General features: G+C 63.7%; 15 protein-coding genes. 6 read left to right on the top strand and 9 right to left on the bottom strand.

Annotation, left to right across the window (positions count from 1 at the left end; translation table 11 throughout):
- The first annotated feature begins 99 nt into the window (after positions 1 to 99).
- Both ACVWZT_RS13000 and ACVWZT_RS12995 read left to right on the top strand, forming a co-directional pair.
- Complete coding sequence (locus ACVWZT_RS13000; protein ID WP_457469653.1) at positions 100 to 1,047, top strand: LysR family transcriptional regulator; 948 nt, start codon at positions 100 to 102, stop codon at positions 1,045 to 1,047.
- 178 nt (positions 1,048 to 1,225) lie between these two features.
- Positions 1,226 to 2,200 carry a 2-hydroxyacid dehydrogenase gene (locus ACVWZT_RS12995; protein ID WP_457469652.1) on the top strand — a complete coding sequence of 325 codons (975 nt, stop codon included), beginning with the start codon at positions 1,226 to 1,228 and terminating at the stop codon, positions 2,198 to 2,200.
- 24 nt (positions 2,201 to 2,224) lie between these two features.
- On the opposite strand, the gene ACVWZT_RS12990 is transcribed toward ACVWZT_RS12995, so the two are convergent.
- Positions 2,225 to 3,127: a DMT family transporter gene (locus ACVWZT_RS12990; protein WP_457469650.1), complete on the bottom strand. Its 903-nt coding sequence runs from the start codon at positions 3,125 to 3,127 to the stop codon at positions 2,225 to 2,227.
- Positions 3,128 to 3,391: 264 nt separating this feature from the next.
- On the opposite strand from ACVWZT_RS12990, the gene ACVWZT_RS12985 reads away from it, so the two are divergent.
- Entirely contained in the window at positions 3,392 to 4,267 is an 876-nt protein-coding gene (locus ACVWZT_RS12985) for a helix-turn-helix domain-containing protein (RefSeq protein ID WP_296230542.1), read from the top strand.
- 28 nt (positions 4,268 to 4,295) lie between these two features.
- On the opposite strand, the gene ACVWZT_RS12980 is transcribed toward ACVWZT_RS12985, so the two are convergent.
- The 6 genes from ACVWZT_RS12980 to ACVWZT_RS12955 form a co-directional block, all read right to left on the bottom strand.
- Positions 4,296 to 6,686, bottom strand: coding sequence for a TonB-dependent siderophore receptor (locus ACVWZT_RS12980; RefSeq protein WP_457469649.1), 2,391 nt, complete (start codon positions 6,684 to 6,686; stop codon positions 4,296 to 4,298).
- 136 nt (positions 6,687 to 6,822) lie between these two features.
- Positions 6,823 to 7,800 carry a FecR family protein gene (locus tag ACVWZT_RS12975; protein ID WP_457469647.1) on the bottom strand — a complete coding sequence of 326 codons (978 nt, stop codon included), beginning with the start codon at positions 7,798 to 7,800 and terminating at the stop codon, positions 6,823 to 6,825.
- Complete coding sequence (locus tag ACVWZT_RS12970; RefSeq protein WP_296230539.1) at positions 7,797 to 8,363, bottom strand: RNA polymerase sigma factor; 567 nt, start codon at positions 8,361 to 8,363, stop codon at positions 7,797 to 7,799. Before ACVWZT_RS12970 ends, ACVWZT_RS12975 begins: the two co-directional genes overlap by 4 nt.
- Positions 8,364 to 8,367: 4 nt before the next feature.
- Entirely contained in the window at positions 8,368 to 8,694 is a 327-nt protein-coding gene (locus ACVWZT_RS12965) for a DUF3325 domain-containing protein (RefSeq protein ID WP_296230538.1), read from the bottom strand.
- A complete protein-coding gene (locus tag ACVWZT_RS12960) occupies positions 8,694 to 10,271 on the bottom strand; it encodes a PepSY-associated TM helix domain-containing protein (protein ID WP_457469645.1) in 1,578 nt (525 codons plus the stop codon). Before ACVWZT_RS12960 ends, ACVWZT_RS12965 begins: the two co-directional genes overlap by 1 nt.
- Positions 10,268 to 10,573 (bottom strand): DUF3649 domain-containing protein, encoded by a 306-nt coding sequence (locus ACVWZT_RS12955; RefSeq protein WP_296230536.1) that lies wholly within the window; start codon positions 10,571 to 10,573, stop codon positions 10,268 to 10,270. Before ACVWZT_RS12955 ends, ACVWZT_RS12960 begins: the two co-directional genes overlap by 4 nt.
- Before the next feature lie 235 nt (positions 10,574 to 10,808).
- On the opposite strand from ACVWZT_RS12955, the gene ACVWZT_RS12950 reads away from it, so the two are divergent.
- Positions 10,809 to 11,156, top strand: a complete 348-nt coding sequence (locus ACVWZT_RS12950; protein WP_170032556.1) for an HPF/RaiA family ribosome-associated protein — start codon at positions 10,809 to 10,811, stop codon at positions 11,154 to 11,156.
- A gap of 123 nt (positions 11,157 to 11,279) precedes the next feature.
- Positions 11,280 to 11,570, top strand: coding sequence for a DUF3509 domain-containing protein (locus ACVWZT_RS12945; RefSeq protein ID WP_225779223.1), 291 nt, complete (start codon positions 11,280 to 11,282; stop codon positions 11,568 to 11,570).
- Between the two features lie 3 nt (positions 11,571 to 11,573).
- Here the strand turns inward: ACVWZT_RS12945 and ACVWZT_RS12940 are convergent, their stop codons facing one another.
- Complete coding sequence (locus ACVWZT_RS12940) at positions 11,574 to 12,044, bottom strand: phosphate-starvation-inducible protein PsiE (protein ID WP_225779224.1); 471 nt, start codon at positions 12,042 to 12,044, stop codon at positions 11,574 to 11,576.
- 222 nt (positions 12,045 to 12,266) lie between these two features.
- Between ACVWZT_RS12940 and ACVWZT_RS12935 the strand changes: the two genes are divergently transcribed.
- Positions 12,267 to 12,530: a YebG family protein gene (locus ACVWZT_RS12935; protein ID WP_063913370.1), complete on the top strand. Its 264-nt coding sequence runs from the start codon at positions 12,267 to 12,269 to the stop codon at positions 12,528 to 12,530.
- A gap of 30 nt (positions 12,531 to 12,560) precedes the next feature.
- Here the strand turns inward: ACVWZT_RS12935 and ACVWZT_RS12930 are convergent, their stop codons facing one another.
- Positions 12,561 to 13,580 (bottom strand): Leu/Phe/Val dehydrogenase, encoded by a 1,020-nt coding sequence (locus tag ACVWZT_RS12930; RefSeq protein ID WP_296230531.1) that lies wholly within the window; start codon positions 13,578 to 13,580, stop codon positions 12,561 to 12,563.
- Positions 13,581 to 13,699: the final 119 nt, after the last annotated feature.

Here is a 13,699-nt window from a genome sequence, read left to right as displayed (position 1 = left end):
TACCGAAACAGCGATAATCCGCCTTTGGTCGAAGGCAACTTTTCATCTTTTTTTCGTTACTTCGTGACACAATTTTGTCCTCTACATCGAGAGTGACCCATGGACACCCTGCAAAACATGCGTGCTTTCAGTTGCGTCGCCCAACTGGGCAGCTTTACCGCTGCCGCCGGGCAGCTGGATACGACCACCGCGAACGTGTCGCGGGCGGTTTCCAACCTGGAAGCCCATCTGCAAACCAGGCTGCTAAACCGTACGACCCGTCGCATTGCGCTGACCGAAGCCGGCAAGCGCTACCTGATGCGTTGCGAACAGATTCTTACCTACGTGGAAGAAGCCGAGGCCGAGGCCAGTGACGCTCATGCGCGCCCCGCCGGGCAACTGAAGGTGCACTCGATGACCGGGGTCGGCCAGCACTTCGTGGTCGATGCCATCGCCCGCTACCGCGAATCGCATCCGGACGTGACCTTCGACCTGACCATGGCCAACCGCGTGCCCGACCTGCTCGACGAGGGCTATGACGTGTCCATCGTGCTGGCCACCGAACTGCCCGACTCAGGGTTCGTGTCGCAGCGCCTGGGCATCACCTACAGCATCGTCTGCGCCTCGCCCACCTACATTGCCCGCCACGGCATACCGCACAAGCCCGCCGACCTGCTCAAGCATGCCTGCCTGCGCATGGTCAGCCCGGTGATCCCGCTGGAAAAGTGGCTGTTCGACGGCCCGGAAGGCCAAGAGATGGTCAACATCACCAGCTCGCCGTTCATGGTCAATACCGCCGATGCCATGAAAACCGCGATTCGCAGCGGCATGGGGGTGGGCGTACTGCCGATCTATTCGGCCATCGACGGCCTGCGTGACGGCAGCCTGGTACGGGTGCTGCCTGAGTACCGCCTACAGGAGTTGAACCTGTATGCGATCTACCCGTCACGGCAGTACCTGGACGCCAAGATCAAGACCTGGGTCGAGTACCTGCGCAATTCGCTGCCAGAAATCCTCGCGGCGCACGAGGCCGACCTGAAAACGCATCAGGTGCTGATCGCCAATTAAAAAGCTGCTGCATTGCAGGGGTGGACAATGGTAGGTTGCTAACCATTCCTGGCCTCTTCGCGGGTAAACCCGCTCCCACAGGTACACCACCGCCTTCCAGGCCTGTGCAATACCTGGTGGGAGCGTCCACCCGCGAAGAAACCACCACCGCCCCACCGCCTTGCAGAGAAGTTGCCCGATGAAAAAGACCGTCCTGGCCTTCAGCCGTATTACCCCGGCCATGGCCGAGCGCCTGCAGCAAGATTTCAACGTGATCCTGCCCAACCCCAAGCTGGGCGACATCAACGCCCAGTTCAACGAGGCCCTGCCCGAGGCCCACGGCCTGATCGGTGTCGGCCGCAAGCTGGGGCGGGCACAGCTTGAAGGCGCGGCCAGGCTGGAAGTGGTGTCCAGCGTTTCGGTCGGCTACGACAACTATGACCTGGACTACCTCAACGAACGCGGCATCGCCCTGACCAACACCCCGGATGTGCTGACCGAAAGCACCGCCGACCTGGGCTTCTCGCTGATCATGGGCTGCGCCCGCCGCACGGCCGAACTGGATGCCTGGACCAAGGCCGGCAACTGGCAGGCCACCGTGGGCCCGGCGCACTTCGGCAGCGACGTGCATGGCAAGACCCTGGGCATCGTCGGCCTGGGCAACATTGGCGCAGCCGTGGCGCGCCGGGGCCACTTCGGTTTCAACATGCCGATCCTGTACAGCGGCAACCGCCGCAAGGCCGCGCTGGAACAAGAGCTGGGCGCACAGTTCCGCAGCCTGGAGCAACTGCTGGCCGAAGCAGACTTCGTGTGCATCGTGGTGCCGCTGTCCGATGCCACGCACAAGCTGATCGGTGCCCGCGAGCTGCAACTGATGAAGCCCAGCGCGTTCCTGATCAACATCGCCCGCGGGCCGGTGGTGGACGAGGCGGCGCTGATCGAGGCGCTGCAGAGCGGCACGATTCGCGGTGCGGGCCTGGACGTGTATGAGAAAGAGCCGCTAAGCGATTCGCCGCTGTTCAAGCTGCCCAATGCACTGACCTTGCCGCACATCGGTTCGGCCACTGCCGAAACCCGCGAGGCCATGGCCAACCGGGCAATCGACAACCTGCGCGCGGCGCTGCTGGGTGAACGGCCACGAGACCTGGTGAACCCGCAGGTGTGGAAAGGCTGATGCCTGCCTGACACGGCGCCGCTCCTACACAGTTCTCGACAGCCCAGTGGCGAACTTGGCCCTGGGCTTGCGAAACACCAGTACATTCCCCGCCATCACCGCCACCAGCCCCAACAAGGCAGGCGCCGTCCACTGATACCCCTCGGCCACCGCCGACACGTTCAACGCCACCAGCGGGAACAGCACCGTGCAGTACGCCGCCCGCTCCGGGCCCATGCGCCCGACCAGGGTCAGGTAGGCGGTGAAGGCGATCACCGAACCGGGTATTACCAGGTACAGCAACGAGCCGATATAGCGCGCATTCCACTCCATGCTGAACGGCACGCCGCTGATCACACAGAACAGCGCCAGCATCGCTGCGCCGTAGACCATGCCCCAGGCATTGGTGGTCAGCGGCTTGAGCCCAGCCTTCTGCTGCATGCTCGAGAGCATGTTGCCCGCCGAGAAACACAAGGTGCCGAGCAAAGCCAGGCCAAGACCATACAGGGTCTCGCGGCTGGCCGTGTGGTGGGACAGCTCCGGCCAGAACAACAGGCCCAGGCCGAACAAGCCCAAGGCGCCGCCGGCAAGCACATTGCTGGCAATCTTCTGGGCAAAGAAGATCCGTGCGTTGAGTGCGTTCCACAACGTGGCGGTGGAAAACACCACGGCAATCAGGCCGCTGGCGATCCACTGGCTGGCACTGAGGAAGCAGATGAAGTTGACGCAAAAAAGGCACAGGCCCTGGGCCAGGCAGATGTGGTGACCACGCCGGTTCATCGGCTGCAGGCGGCGGGTGAGCAAAAGGAAGGCGAACAGGATCAGCCCGGCCAAGGCGAAGCGGTAGACGATCGAAACCGGGATGGCGACCACGCCCAGCTGAAGTTTGAGGGCGATCCAGGTAGTACCCCAGATCAGCACGGTAAGCAGATAGAGCGACAAGTTCATGGCGGCGGTTCCTTGGGCCTTCAAGATCGGTGCCCGGCGCTTCGCGGCTAAAGCCGCTCCCGCAGGGACCGCGCTGCTCTCGAGGCTGGCGCGGTCCCTGTGGGAGCGGGTTCACCCGCGAATCGAGGGCGCAGCCCTCGCCGAGGCATCTCCAGTGTTCTCCTGTCGAACACCCACGCGCTTGCACAAACTTGCGCATTTGTCCCACGGGTAGCTGTAAGCCTGCCCAAGGCGCAGTAGGATGGCTGGCAAGAGGAACAACCCATGACGCCATTCAGCCAACTGCAAGTGTTCAACGCCATGCACGCCTCGCCCAACGCCCGGCTGGAGCTGAGCGCACAGCTGGGCGACGGGCTGGCGGCGGCGTTGTGGAGCAACCGTGACGATGCCCGCGACTACCAGGCACCCAGCCACCACACCCTGTCGTGCTACATCGCCGACGGCACCGGCACCTTCCGCCGCCAGCGCCCGGCCGACAAGGGGGCGCCGAACAAGCTGTGCGTGATGCCGGCCGGGCAGGAATCGAACTGGGTGGTCAATGGCGCTATCCGTTTGGCCCACCTGTACATCAGCGAGACGCAGTTCGCCCTGGGCTGCGTGCGCCTGCTCGACCGCGAACCGCGTGAGCTGCAACTGCAGGAAGCGACCTTTCTCGACGACCCGCAGCAGGCCGCGCGCTTTCGCCAGCTGACCACCCTGGACTGGGACGAACCTGGCGAGCGCTTGCTGGCCAGCAGCCTGGCGCACGAAATCGTCGACCATGCGCTGCTCAACCAGGTCGGGCTGCGCCATGGCCTGCGCATGAAAGGCGGGCTGGCACCGAACCTGCGCCGGCAGATGATCGATTACATCGAAGCACACCTTGACCAGCCCATTACCCTGGGTGAACTGGCCGTGCGCTGCAACCTGTCCGAATACCATTTTGCGCGCATGTTCCGCGCCAGCTTCGGGCTGCCGCCGCACCAGTACCTGCTGGCCCGGCGCCTGCACCGGGCCTGCCAGCTGCTGCGGCTGGGGATGATGCCGCTGGGCGAAATTGCCTTGCTATGCGGGTTTGCCAGTGCCAGCCATTTCAGCAACCGCTTCCGCCAGGCGATCGGTGCGACACCCGGTGAATACCGTTCGGCCATTCGCGGCTAAAGCCACGAAGACGCCGGCACAGGCTGGTCTAGAACTCGAAGGTGCTGGACAGGCTTACCTGCCGCGGATCGCCGATAGCCACGAAATACTGGTTCACTGCCGAGCTGTAGTACACCTTGTCGAACAGGTTCTTCACATTCAATTGCACGAGCACCTTGTGCTCGTCGAGCCGGGTTTCATAGCTGGCAAAGGCATCGGCCACTGTATAGGAAGGCAGATCGAAGGTATTGGTCGAGTCACCCGCCCGCTCGCCCACGTACCGCGCCCCGGCACCCAGGCGCAAGCGGTCGCCGCCAAACAGGCTGCCGTAATCGTACACCGCCGACAGCGAACCACTGTGCCGGGCCACGTTCTGCAGGCGGTTGCCCTTGAGTTCCGGGTCCTTGGTCACTTCAGCATCGGTGAACGCGTAGCTGCCGATCAGGCTCCAGCGCTCGCTGAGCTGGCCGGTCAGGTCCAGTTCGATACCCCGCGAACCCACTTCACCGGCATTGCTGTACACCGTCTCGCCCGTGCCTTGGTCGAGGCTGGAAACCAGCACGTTGCGCTTGGTGATGTCGAACAGCGCGAGGGTGCCGGTGAGGCGCCCCGGCATATCGAGCTTGGCCCCCAATTCCCAGGACTTGCCCTCCTCCGGCGCCACCGAGCCGTCCAGCACCACGTTGCCGACCAGCGGCGCGATAGTCGAGTTGGGCTTGAACGATTCGCTGTAGCTGGCATAGAACGACAGCTGCTCATCGACCTTGTACACCACACCCGCGTGCGGTACCCAGGTCTGGCCGTTGCTGTCGGTGTTGACCTGGAACGGGCGCCCGCGACCGGCGTACTGGTCGTATTGCTGAAAGCGCGCACCGGCCACCAGGATCCAGTGCTCATCCAGGTGCAGCGCGTCCTGTACGAACAGCGCGTCGGTGCGCAGCTTGTCGGTCTGGTCGCTTTCCTTGGCACCGACCGTAGTGCCCTCCACTTCCTGGCCATAGACCGGATTGACATAGCTGAAGGTCGATTGGGCTTTCTGCCGGATCAGGTCACCGCGGAAGATCTTGCGGTCCTCATGGTCGATGCCGAACAGCAGGTCGTTCTGCATGCCGGCCAGTTGCACGTTGCCGGCCAGGCTCAGGGTGGCGAACTGGTCACGGCTCATGGCGTCATGCGTGCCGTCGATGCTGCGCGCCAGCGTGCCGCTTGTTTCATTGACTTTGGTCACCCGCACCTGACTGGCATCGTAGGTCTCGCGGTTGAAGCTGTAGCCGAAATGCAGCTTCCAGTCATCGGCCAGCTGGTGGTCTAGCTCCAGCCGGTACAGGTCGGAACGCCCCTCCATGTCGTTGAATGGCTCATCCAGGCGCCGCGTGGCCGGGATGTCCAGCGGGTGGCCGTTGTTGCCAAATGCAGTGCCCCGATCGAACGGTGAGAGAAACTCGCGGTGCTCGTAGGCCAGTACCACCTGGGTGTCCTCACCCAGCCAAGCCAGCGACGGCGCCACCAGCGATTCGCGGTGCACGCCGTAGTTGCGCCAGTAGTCCTCGTCCTCGTGGTCGACGATCAGGCGGTAGGCAAAGTTGCTGTCGCCCAGCGCGCCGGTACTGTCGAAGCCGCCGCCGCTGCCGTTCTTGCCACTGCCGTAGGTCGAGCCGCGCACGTTGAGGGCGTTGTACTGCTGCAGCTGCGGCCGCTTGCTGACCACGTTGATTACCCCGCCCGGGTCCTGGATGCCGTACAGCAGCGACGCCGGGCCCTTGAGCACTTCGACCCGCTCGGTGCTGGCATTGAGGTTGCGGCCCTGTACCACCGGCATGCCGTCGCGCATGATCGATCCATCACGGTTATCACCGAAACCACGCTTCATCACCGTGTCGGCGGTGCCGCCAAAGTTGTTGCCCTGGGTGATGCCGCTGACGTTGGCCAGGGCGTCGTCGAGGTTGCGCGGGGCCTGGTCGCGAATGACTTGGGCCGGCACCACGTTGATCGCCTGGGGAATGTCCTGGCTCGGACCCTGCCCGCGCATGATCGAGGCGCTGGCCGGAGGCTGGTAGCTGTAGTCGTCCAGTTCCGAGGTGACCGTGGTGGCCTGCAGGCTGAGGGCGCCGGAGGTATCCAGCGTTTCCAGGGTAAAGGTGCGCGCGTCGACGCGACGCCAGGCCAACCCACTGCTGCCCAGCAGTTGCTGCAGGGCCTGCTCGGCGCTGTACCGGCCGTTCAGCGCCGGGGCCTGCCCGCCGGGCAGCTCCAAGGTGTAGACCACGCCCTGGCCAGTGGTGCGACTGAACGCATTGAGCGCTTGTGCCAAGGGTTGCGCGGGCAGGGCGAAGGCGTACGTCTGCTGTAGCTCGGCAGCACAGGCCAGGGGAGCGAAAACGAGGGCCGGCAGCGCGGACAGGCTGAGCCAGAGAGGGACGCAACGCGGGGTGAACTTCATGGACGCTGACCTGTGAGAGGGTTATGACTGCGAATGAATCGCACTTCCACTCATTACACGGATGTCACGACCTGTTACCTCACCTGCTATTTGAAAATATTTTTACCTGTGCCCGCGAAGAGGCCGGCACAGGCGATTATCGGATGACCGTCAACCGTCCCAGCACAGTCTGCCGCGAAAAGCCCATCACCTTGCCCAGCGAATCCAGCGCCGGCAACGGTTCTGCCGCGGGAAAACTGCCACTGACCTTGCGCTGCCCCAGTTCGCCGTCGAGCAGCAGGATGCGCCCCGGGTAATAGCGCCCCAGGTCTTCGACCACCTGCGCCAGCGGGACCTGGTAGTAATTCAGCCAACCCTGGCGCCAGGCCAGGCGGGTGTCGCTATCCACTGTCACAAGGTCACCCAGCCGGCCTGTAGCGTAGGTCACCTGCTGGTTGGCCGTCAGTTCGCGCTTTGCGGCTCCCGGTGCCGGGCTTACTGCCACCCGCCCGCTACGCACCGTGACCTGGACGCCTTCGCCCTGCTCACGCACTTCGAACTGCGTACCGAGTACCCGCACCTCGCCCCCCGCTGCTTCGACCAGGAATGGCTCACCGGTATGCGTGACCTGGAAGAATGCCGCGCCATACAACAAGCGCACGCGGCGCTCACCTCGGACAAAATCGACTGCAATCGCGCTCTGCGCATCCAGCGTCACTTGCGACTGGTCAGCCAGAATTACCTGCCGCACCTGCCCGGCGCTGCTGTAGTCAGCCTGCAGGTCCTGCAACCACAGGCCAGGCTGCCAACCCCCGGCAATGCCCACGGCCAGCACCAGGCAGGCCGCCAGTGCGGCGAGGCGCTGCCGCCATGGCGACCTGGCCACTGGCCGGGCCATTGCATCCAGATAGCGCTGCAGGCCTTGCTGTTCTTCGTCAGCCAGGCGCGCCGCAGCGGTGCCGCTGGCCTGCCACAGCGCCTGCGCCTGGGCGAAGGCTGCACGGTGCGCGGGGTGGCTCAGCAGCCAGCGTTTGAACGCGGCCCCATCGGCGTGGGCGGGCTGCTCGTTGATGCGGCTGAGCCATTGCAGTGCAGCCTTGGACTGCGCCTCGGTAATCGGCGGTAGATGGCTCATCGACGGGCGCTCCCTGGCCGGCGTGGAATGGACGCGGGCTCGGCCACACTCGCCTTGCACGCCTCGAGGGCGCGCATCATATGCTTTTCCACTGCACTCTGGGACAGTTGCATGGCCTTGGCGATCTCGCCGTACTTGCACCCGTGAATGCGATTGAGCAAGAAGATCTGCCGGGTGCGCTCGGGCAAGGCGCGCAAGGCGGCTTCGATGCGCTGCAGGTCATGGTCGACCTGCACGGCCTGCTCCGGCGCCTGGGCTTCATCTACCGGCAACGCAGCTTCGACGACACGTTCGCGGCTGCCCTCACTGCGCAAGTGGTCGATGGCCAGGTTGCCGGCGCAACGCAGCAGATAGGTATCCAGTGCCTCGACCTTGACCACCGGGCGGCGCCAGAAACGCAGAAACAGCTCCTGGACCAGGTCCGATGCCGTGGCCCGGCAACCGACCCGACGACTGACCAATGCCTCCATACGCGCGCGCTGGGCCTGGAACACCTCGACGAAACGCGCACGCCCACCGCCGTTGTCGGTGTCCGGCTCGAACATGTTGCCCTGTTCACTCATCAGGTCACCCGGCGTACACGACAAGCAACGGCCCCAGCACCATGCTGGCGGCGGCCAGGCCCAGCAGCAGCCGGGGCAGGTATGGCAGGCCGAATACCCACACGGTCGCCCCGGCCATCAGCACCGCGACCCATTGCACCAGGCCATGGGCCCAGCCACGCAGGTGCACGCTCAGTACCAGTGCAGCCAGCAACAGCAACCAGCCGGCGCTACGCAACAGGCGCAGCTGGCCTGGGCGCGGCTTGCGCCCGAACAAGTCGGCGAAATGTTTTTGCATGGCCAGGCACAGGGCAACCAAGCCTGCGAATGTGATCAGCGCAATGCCCGCCATCAGCTTGCCCCCGCCGTTTCGGCAGGTGGCGTTCTGGCTGCGTGCCGGGCGCGTCTGGCAGCCACCCCGGGCTTGCGCGACAGCTTGCCGGCAAGCCAGGCGAGGAACAGGCCGGTCGCCAGCGCCGTCAGGTCGAAGCCGGCCATGGCCCAGTCGCCTGCCGGCAGCGAATGGTTCAGGCCTTGGCCGGTGGTCAGGGCGTTGAGCAGCGGCAGCAGGGCAAAAGCCAGCGCGCCCAGTGCCAGTTGCTCGGCCCAGGCCCGGTACCCACTGCGCAGCATGGCATGCACCAGCGTCACCCCCCAGGTGATGAAGAAGGTATCGACCTCCCAGTCGGCCCGGCCTTGCACCCCCAGCGGGATCAGGCGGTTGGCCCAGAAGAAACCGGCAACGGCCAGCAGCAGCCCGCTCATGCTGGCGATGTTGAGTACCTCGACCAGGCGCAGCTCGCCCGGCAGGCGTTCGGTCCCGGCATGCTTTAGCTGACGCTTGCCCAGCCACATCACCAGCCCGGTGCCGATCACCGCGGTACCCGCCAGGCCAAACAAGAAATACAGCCAGCGCAACCAGGGCCCTGCGAAATTGCCCATGTGCAGGCCGGCAAAACTGAACGCGGTCATCATCACCCCACTCTCCGGCTTGCCCTGGCTCAGCAGGGCACCCGTGGAGCCATCGAATGTCCAGTTGGCGCTGCGCCGGTAGGCGACGTGGTCGGCCGAGGATTGAGTGAAAGTTACGCGGGCATTGCGGTCGCCCGGATTCTGCACCTGGATATCGCCGATACGCGCGCCCGGCTGCAGCGCCTGCACCCTGGCGTACAGGCCTGCCAACGGCACCAGCGGTGCGGCGACATGGGCTGGCGCAGGCGCTTCGTTGCGGCCGAACAGATCGTTGAAGTACTTGCCGGTGTCATTGCCGTAGCTGGCCATGATGCCCGCCGGCATGACCATGTACATGAACAGCACCAGGCTGCTGTAGCTGATCATCAGGTGGAACGGCAGCACCAACACGCCGATGGCGTTGTGCCCATCCAGCCAGGAGCGCTGGCCCTTGCCGGGGCGGAAGGTGAAGAACTCCTTGAAGAACTTCTTGTGGGTGATGATGCCGGTCACCAGCCCCAGCAACATGATGAATGCACAGAACGTCGACAGCCAGCGGCCATAGGGGTGCGGCATCTGCAACTGGAAATGGAAGCGGTAGAAGAATTCGCCACCGCGGCTGTCACGGGCCTGCAGCGGCTCACCGGCCTGGGTATCGAGGGTCTGGCTGACAAAGCCACGCGGCCCGCCATTGGTGTCGCGATAGCCCACATTCAGGCCCGCCTCACGTGCATTGGGCATGCGGATGAACCACGTTCCCGAATGACCTGCGTGGTCCAGCAGGTAACGCTGGGCCACCTCCAGGGCATGGGTCGGATCCAGTGTCTGACTACGCACTTCCGGCCTGGACCAGTGGGTGATCTCTTCCTTGAAGTACGACAGCGTGCCGGTGAGGAATATGGCAAACAACAGCCAGCCGAAGATCAGGCCGGTCCAGGTGTGCAGCCAGGCCATGGCCTGACGGAAGCCTTCTTTCATGCGCTTGTCATCCAGTAGGCCAACCCGCTGATCACGCCCAGCAGTACAGTTGGCGCCAGCACACCCAGCCAGGCGCGCAAAGCGCTACGGCAGGCGAAGCACCAGATGAACGCCAGCAGGTAGAAGACGAATGACAGCAACAGGCCTGTGAGTGTGGCATCGACCTGCGGCAACGGCGCCACCAGAGCAATGCAGACGCTGGCCATCGACGCCAGCAGGTAGCCGCCCAGCAGGGCGGCCAGGCTGCGTGAAGTCACGGCCAGGCGATAGCTGATCGGGAGACTGGCGGTTTTACGCGTCATGGCGAACGGTTGGGCGTTATCGGGCGTTCAATAATAATGATTTCAATTCTCATAAGCAAAGCCTAAGCGCTGCGTGGTCAGCTGTGGCCCCATATGCAACAGGAAATTTATTTTCAAAAAAGGCTTGAATTCGTTTCGCCGTTGCCTGACCTTAGAGTCAAGAGACGCAGAAATTCCAAGGGTCTCAAAGGCCTAGGCGCGTCTCCATGCGAGCAAGCTGAATAAGGATTGAATCATGCAAATCCAGGTCAACAGCAGCAACCATTTCGAAGGCAACGCCCGGCTCGACCAGTGGGTCCGCAGTACCCTGCAGAATTCACTGGAACGTTACGAAGACGACCTCACCCGCATCGAGGTGCACCTGCGCGACGAGAACGGCGCCAAGCCCGGACCGCATGACAAACGCTGCCAGATGGAGGCTCGCCCCAAAGGCCATCAACCGATCTCGGTGACCCACACTGCCACTTCGCTGGACCAGGCAGTCGATGGTGCCGCGACCAAGCTGAACCACGCGCTGGAACACTTCTACGGCAAGCTGCGCAGCAAGCGCGGCGCCCTGGAACTGAATGACCCGGACGCCTGATCGGTAACGCAAGCAACGCCCGGCCTCGTGCCGGGCGTTTTCGTTGGTGTCGATCAACGGCGCTGAACCAACTGCCGAAGGCGTCGGTCAACCCCTGCAGTCATTCATTGCAGAAGCACCACCATGAACAACCCATTCGAACGAATCAGTGCTGCATTCGCCCACGAATACCGGGTCAACCTGAGCATCGCCAACCTTGACGGCAGCATCATGCTGACCCTGTCCGACGACAGCGGCGTAGTCGCCAAGCGTCTCATCACCCAGGCCCAGCGCAATGACCCGGTGCGCCTGCAACGGGTGATCGACAGCATCCGCCTGGGCCTGGCCATCGAACACAACCAGAACCCCTTGCAAGTACTGGCCGCACTGACCCGCGACGCTCAGCGCGAGCCACGCCATTTCATGGCCAACTGAGGGCTACTTGCCCTCCTCCACTTCCTTGCCATTGGCATCCAGCACCTTGGTCGAGGGGTAGCGGTACGAGGCGTAGCGCACCACCAGGATCGAGAACGCCAGCAGCAGGATGCCACCGCACAGGTACAGCAGCCCGGCGTCCGGCGCCTTGTGGTGCGAGACATCGCCGATCAGCAGGCGGGTCAGTGCAGTGATGGCGACGTACAGCAGGAAGCGGATCGGCATGTGGTTGGTCTTGAAGTAGATCCCCACCATCGCCCCCAACTCCAGGTAGATGAACAGCAGCAGAATGTCATCGACGCTGACTCCGCCCTTGCCGAGCATGTCCAGGAAGGTCATCACCGCGGCATAGGCGGTAATCGCGCCAATGCCGAACAGCGCCAGGTAATGGAATGCCTCGACACACAGGTTGCCCAGCGAGTCGGCCGAGCCGTGCAGGCCCTTGCGCAGCTTTTCTGCCCATTTGATGTTCACGATGTTCCATTCCCCGATACGTCTTGAAGGATGATGCGCCACCGGTGTGACGCTTGTGCCATGCAGTTAAAGGGCCAGGCCCTTGCCTTGGAAGGCGACCGATTGCCACAAGGCACGCGCCCACGGGCTGAAGAATCGGCTTGCGTGACGGTGGCAAATGCCATTACTGTATATGGATACAGTAGATCGTAACCTAACCAGCAAAAGGCATAGAGGTGATGAATGGCCGTCGAAGTGGTATACCGCAGCAGCCGCGATCCGGAGCGCTTGTTCATGGATAAGGCCGAAGCAGACCGTCACGACAAGATGCTCGAACTGGCCGAGCGCCTGGCCGAAGTGCTGCACAAGGCCGTGCCCTCGCTGACCGAGCAGCAGGTTGAGGAAGCCGGCATCTACATGGCCAGGAACCGCGATGTGTTCGCCCGCGCATTCAAGAGCCAGCCGGATGCGTTGGCCGAGTTGCTCGAGGCGCCAGCAGCCGAGTAATACCTGCGCTGGCCTTTGCAGGAGCAGCCGTCAACCGTAGAGCAGCCGCTCCGCCAGCATCTGTGCCACCCGCGCCGGCGAGCGTTTCTGGGCCTGCGCATGGCCGAACACTTCGGTCAGCCGCGAAGGTATCCGCGCCAGGTGCGCGGTGATGGTACCCAGGTCCTCGCCACGGTGGGTAAGCGCCACGTAGATCAGCCCACCGGCATTGATCACGTAGTCCGGCGCATACAAAATCCCGCGCGATTCCAGCTGGTCGGCCACCTGCAAGGTGGTCAACTGGTTGTTCGCCGCCCCCGCCACCGCCGCGCAACGTAACTGCATCACGCTCTGCCCGTTCAGCACCGGCCCCACGCCACAGGGCGCGAAGATGTCGCAAGGGGTGCTGAGCAATGCATCGTTGGTGACCGGCTTGGCATCGAACTGCTCCACTGCCAGCCGCACCCGCCCGGGGTCCAGGTCGCTCACCAGCAAGTCCGCCCCCGCCGCATGCAGTTGCTCGGCCAGCGCATAACCGACATTGCCCAGCCCTTGCACCGCAACCCGCAGCCCCTGCAGGTCATCACTGCCAAGCCGGAACGAAGTGGTTGCACATATGCCGGCAAAAACCCCCATCGCCGCGTGCGGTGAAGGATCGCCGCAGGCCGTGGTGCTGGTCACATGCGGAGTACTCTGGGCAATGCAATCCATATCCAGGGTAGAGGTGCCGCTGTCCACGGCAATGATGAAGCGCCCCTGCAAGGTATCGATGAAGCGGCCAAAGGCCTCGAACAGCGCGGCACGGTTTTCCACATGCGGGTTGCGCATGATCACTGCCTTGCCGCCACCCAATGGCAGGCCGGCCAGCGCTGCCTTGTAGCTCATGCCCTGGGCCAGGCGAATGGCGTCGGTCATGGCGCTTTCGTCGTCGGCATACGGCAGGTAGCGACAACCGCCCATGGCCGGCCCCAACTGTTCACTGTGAATCGCCACCACGGCCTTGAGGCCGGTGGGCGGGTCGGTGAACAGGTGCAGCGACTGGGTACGGGTGCTTTGCATCAGTGCGAACATCGACAGGCTCCCCTGAGAGGTGCTCATTCCAGTATAGGCTTGGCCCTTGGGCCTAAGCCGCCGCCGGACCACTGGACGAAACCGTGTAGCGAGGCTAATACTCAAGCGTGTGTGGAGAA

It is taken from the genome of Pseudomonas sp. TE21394, from assembly GCF_054057835.1.
This window is presented reverse-complemented; position numbering and strand designations above follow the sequence as displayed.

What these genes read in the sequence shown, in the direction of transcription:
- ACVWZT_RS13000 (WP_457469653.1), top strand. Translation starts at nt 100, where the DNA reads ATGGACACCCTGCAAAACATGCGTGCTTTCAGTTGCGTCGCCCAACTG.
- ACVWZT_RS12995 (WP_457469652.1), top strand. Translation starts at nt 1,226, where the DNA reads ATGAAAAAGACCGTCCTGGCCTTCAGCCGTATTACCCCGGCCATGGCC.
- ACVWZT_RS12990 (WP_457469650.1), bottom strand. Translation starts at nt 3,127, where the DNA reads ATGAACTTGTCGCTCTATCTGCTTACCGTGCTGATCTGGGGTACTACC.
- ACVWZT_RS12985 (WP_296230542.1), top strand. Translation starts at nt 3,392, where the DNA reads ATGACGCCATTCAGCCAACTGCAAGTGTTCAACGCCATGCACGCCTCG.
- ACVWZT_RS12980 (WP_457469649.1), bottom strand. Translation starts at nt 6,686, where the DNA reads ATGAAGTTCACCCCGCGTTGCGTCCCTCTCTGGCTCAGCCTGTCCGCG.
- ACVWZT_RS12975 (WP_457469647.1), bottom strand. Translation starts at nt 7,800, where the DNA reads ATGAGCCATCTACCGCCGATTACCGAGGCGCAGTCCAAGGCTGCACTG.
- ACVWZT_RS12970 (WP_296230539.1), bottom strand. Translation starts at nt 8,363, where the DNA reads ATGAGTGAACAGGGCAACATGTTCGAGCCGGACACCGACAACGGCGGT.
- ACVWZT_RS12965 (WP_296230538.1), bottom strand. Translation starts at nt 8,694, where the DNA reads ATGGCGGGCATTGCGCTGATCACATTCGCAGGCTTGGTTGCCCTGTGC.
- ACVWZT_RS12960 (WP_457469645.1), bottom strand. Translation starts at nt 10,271, where the DNA reads ATGAAAGAAGGCTTCCGTCAGGCCATGGCCTGGCTGCACACCTGGACC.
- ACVWZT_RS12955 (WP_296230536.1), bottom strand. Translation starts at nt 10,573, where the DNA reads ATGACGCGTAAAACCGCCAGTCTCCCGATCAGCTATCGCCTGGCCGTG.
- ACVWZT_RS12950 (WP_170032556.1), top strand. Translation starts at nt 10,809, where the DNA reads ATGCAAATCCAGGTCAACAGCAGCAACCATTTCGAAGGCAACGCCCGG.
- ACVWZT_RS12945 (WP_225779223.1), top strand. Translation starts at nt 11,280, where the DNA reads ATGAACAACCCATTCGAACGAATCAGTGCTGCATTCGCCCACGAATAC.
- ACVWZT_RS12935 (WP_063913370.1), top strand. Translation starts at nt 12,267, where the DNA reads ATGGCCGTCGAAGTGGTATACCGCAGCAGCCGCGATCCGGAGCGCTTG.
- ACVWZT_RS12930 (WP_296230531.1), bottom strand. Translation starts at nt 13,580, where the DNA reads ATGTTCGCACTGATGCAAAGCACCCGTACCCAGTCGCTGCACCTGTTC.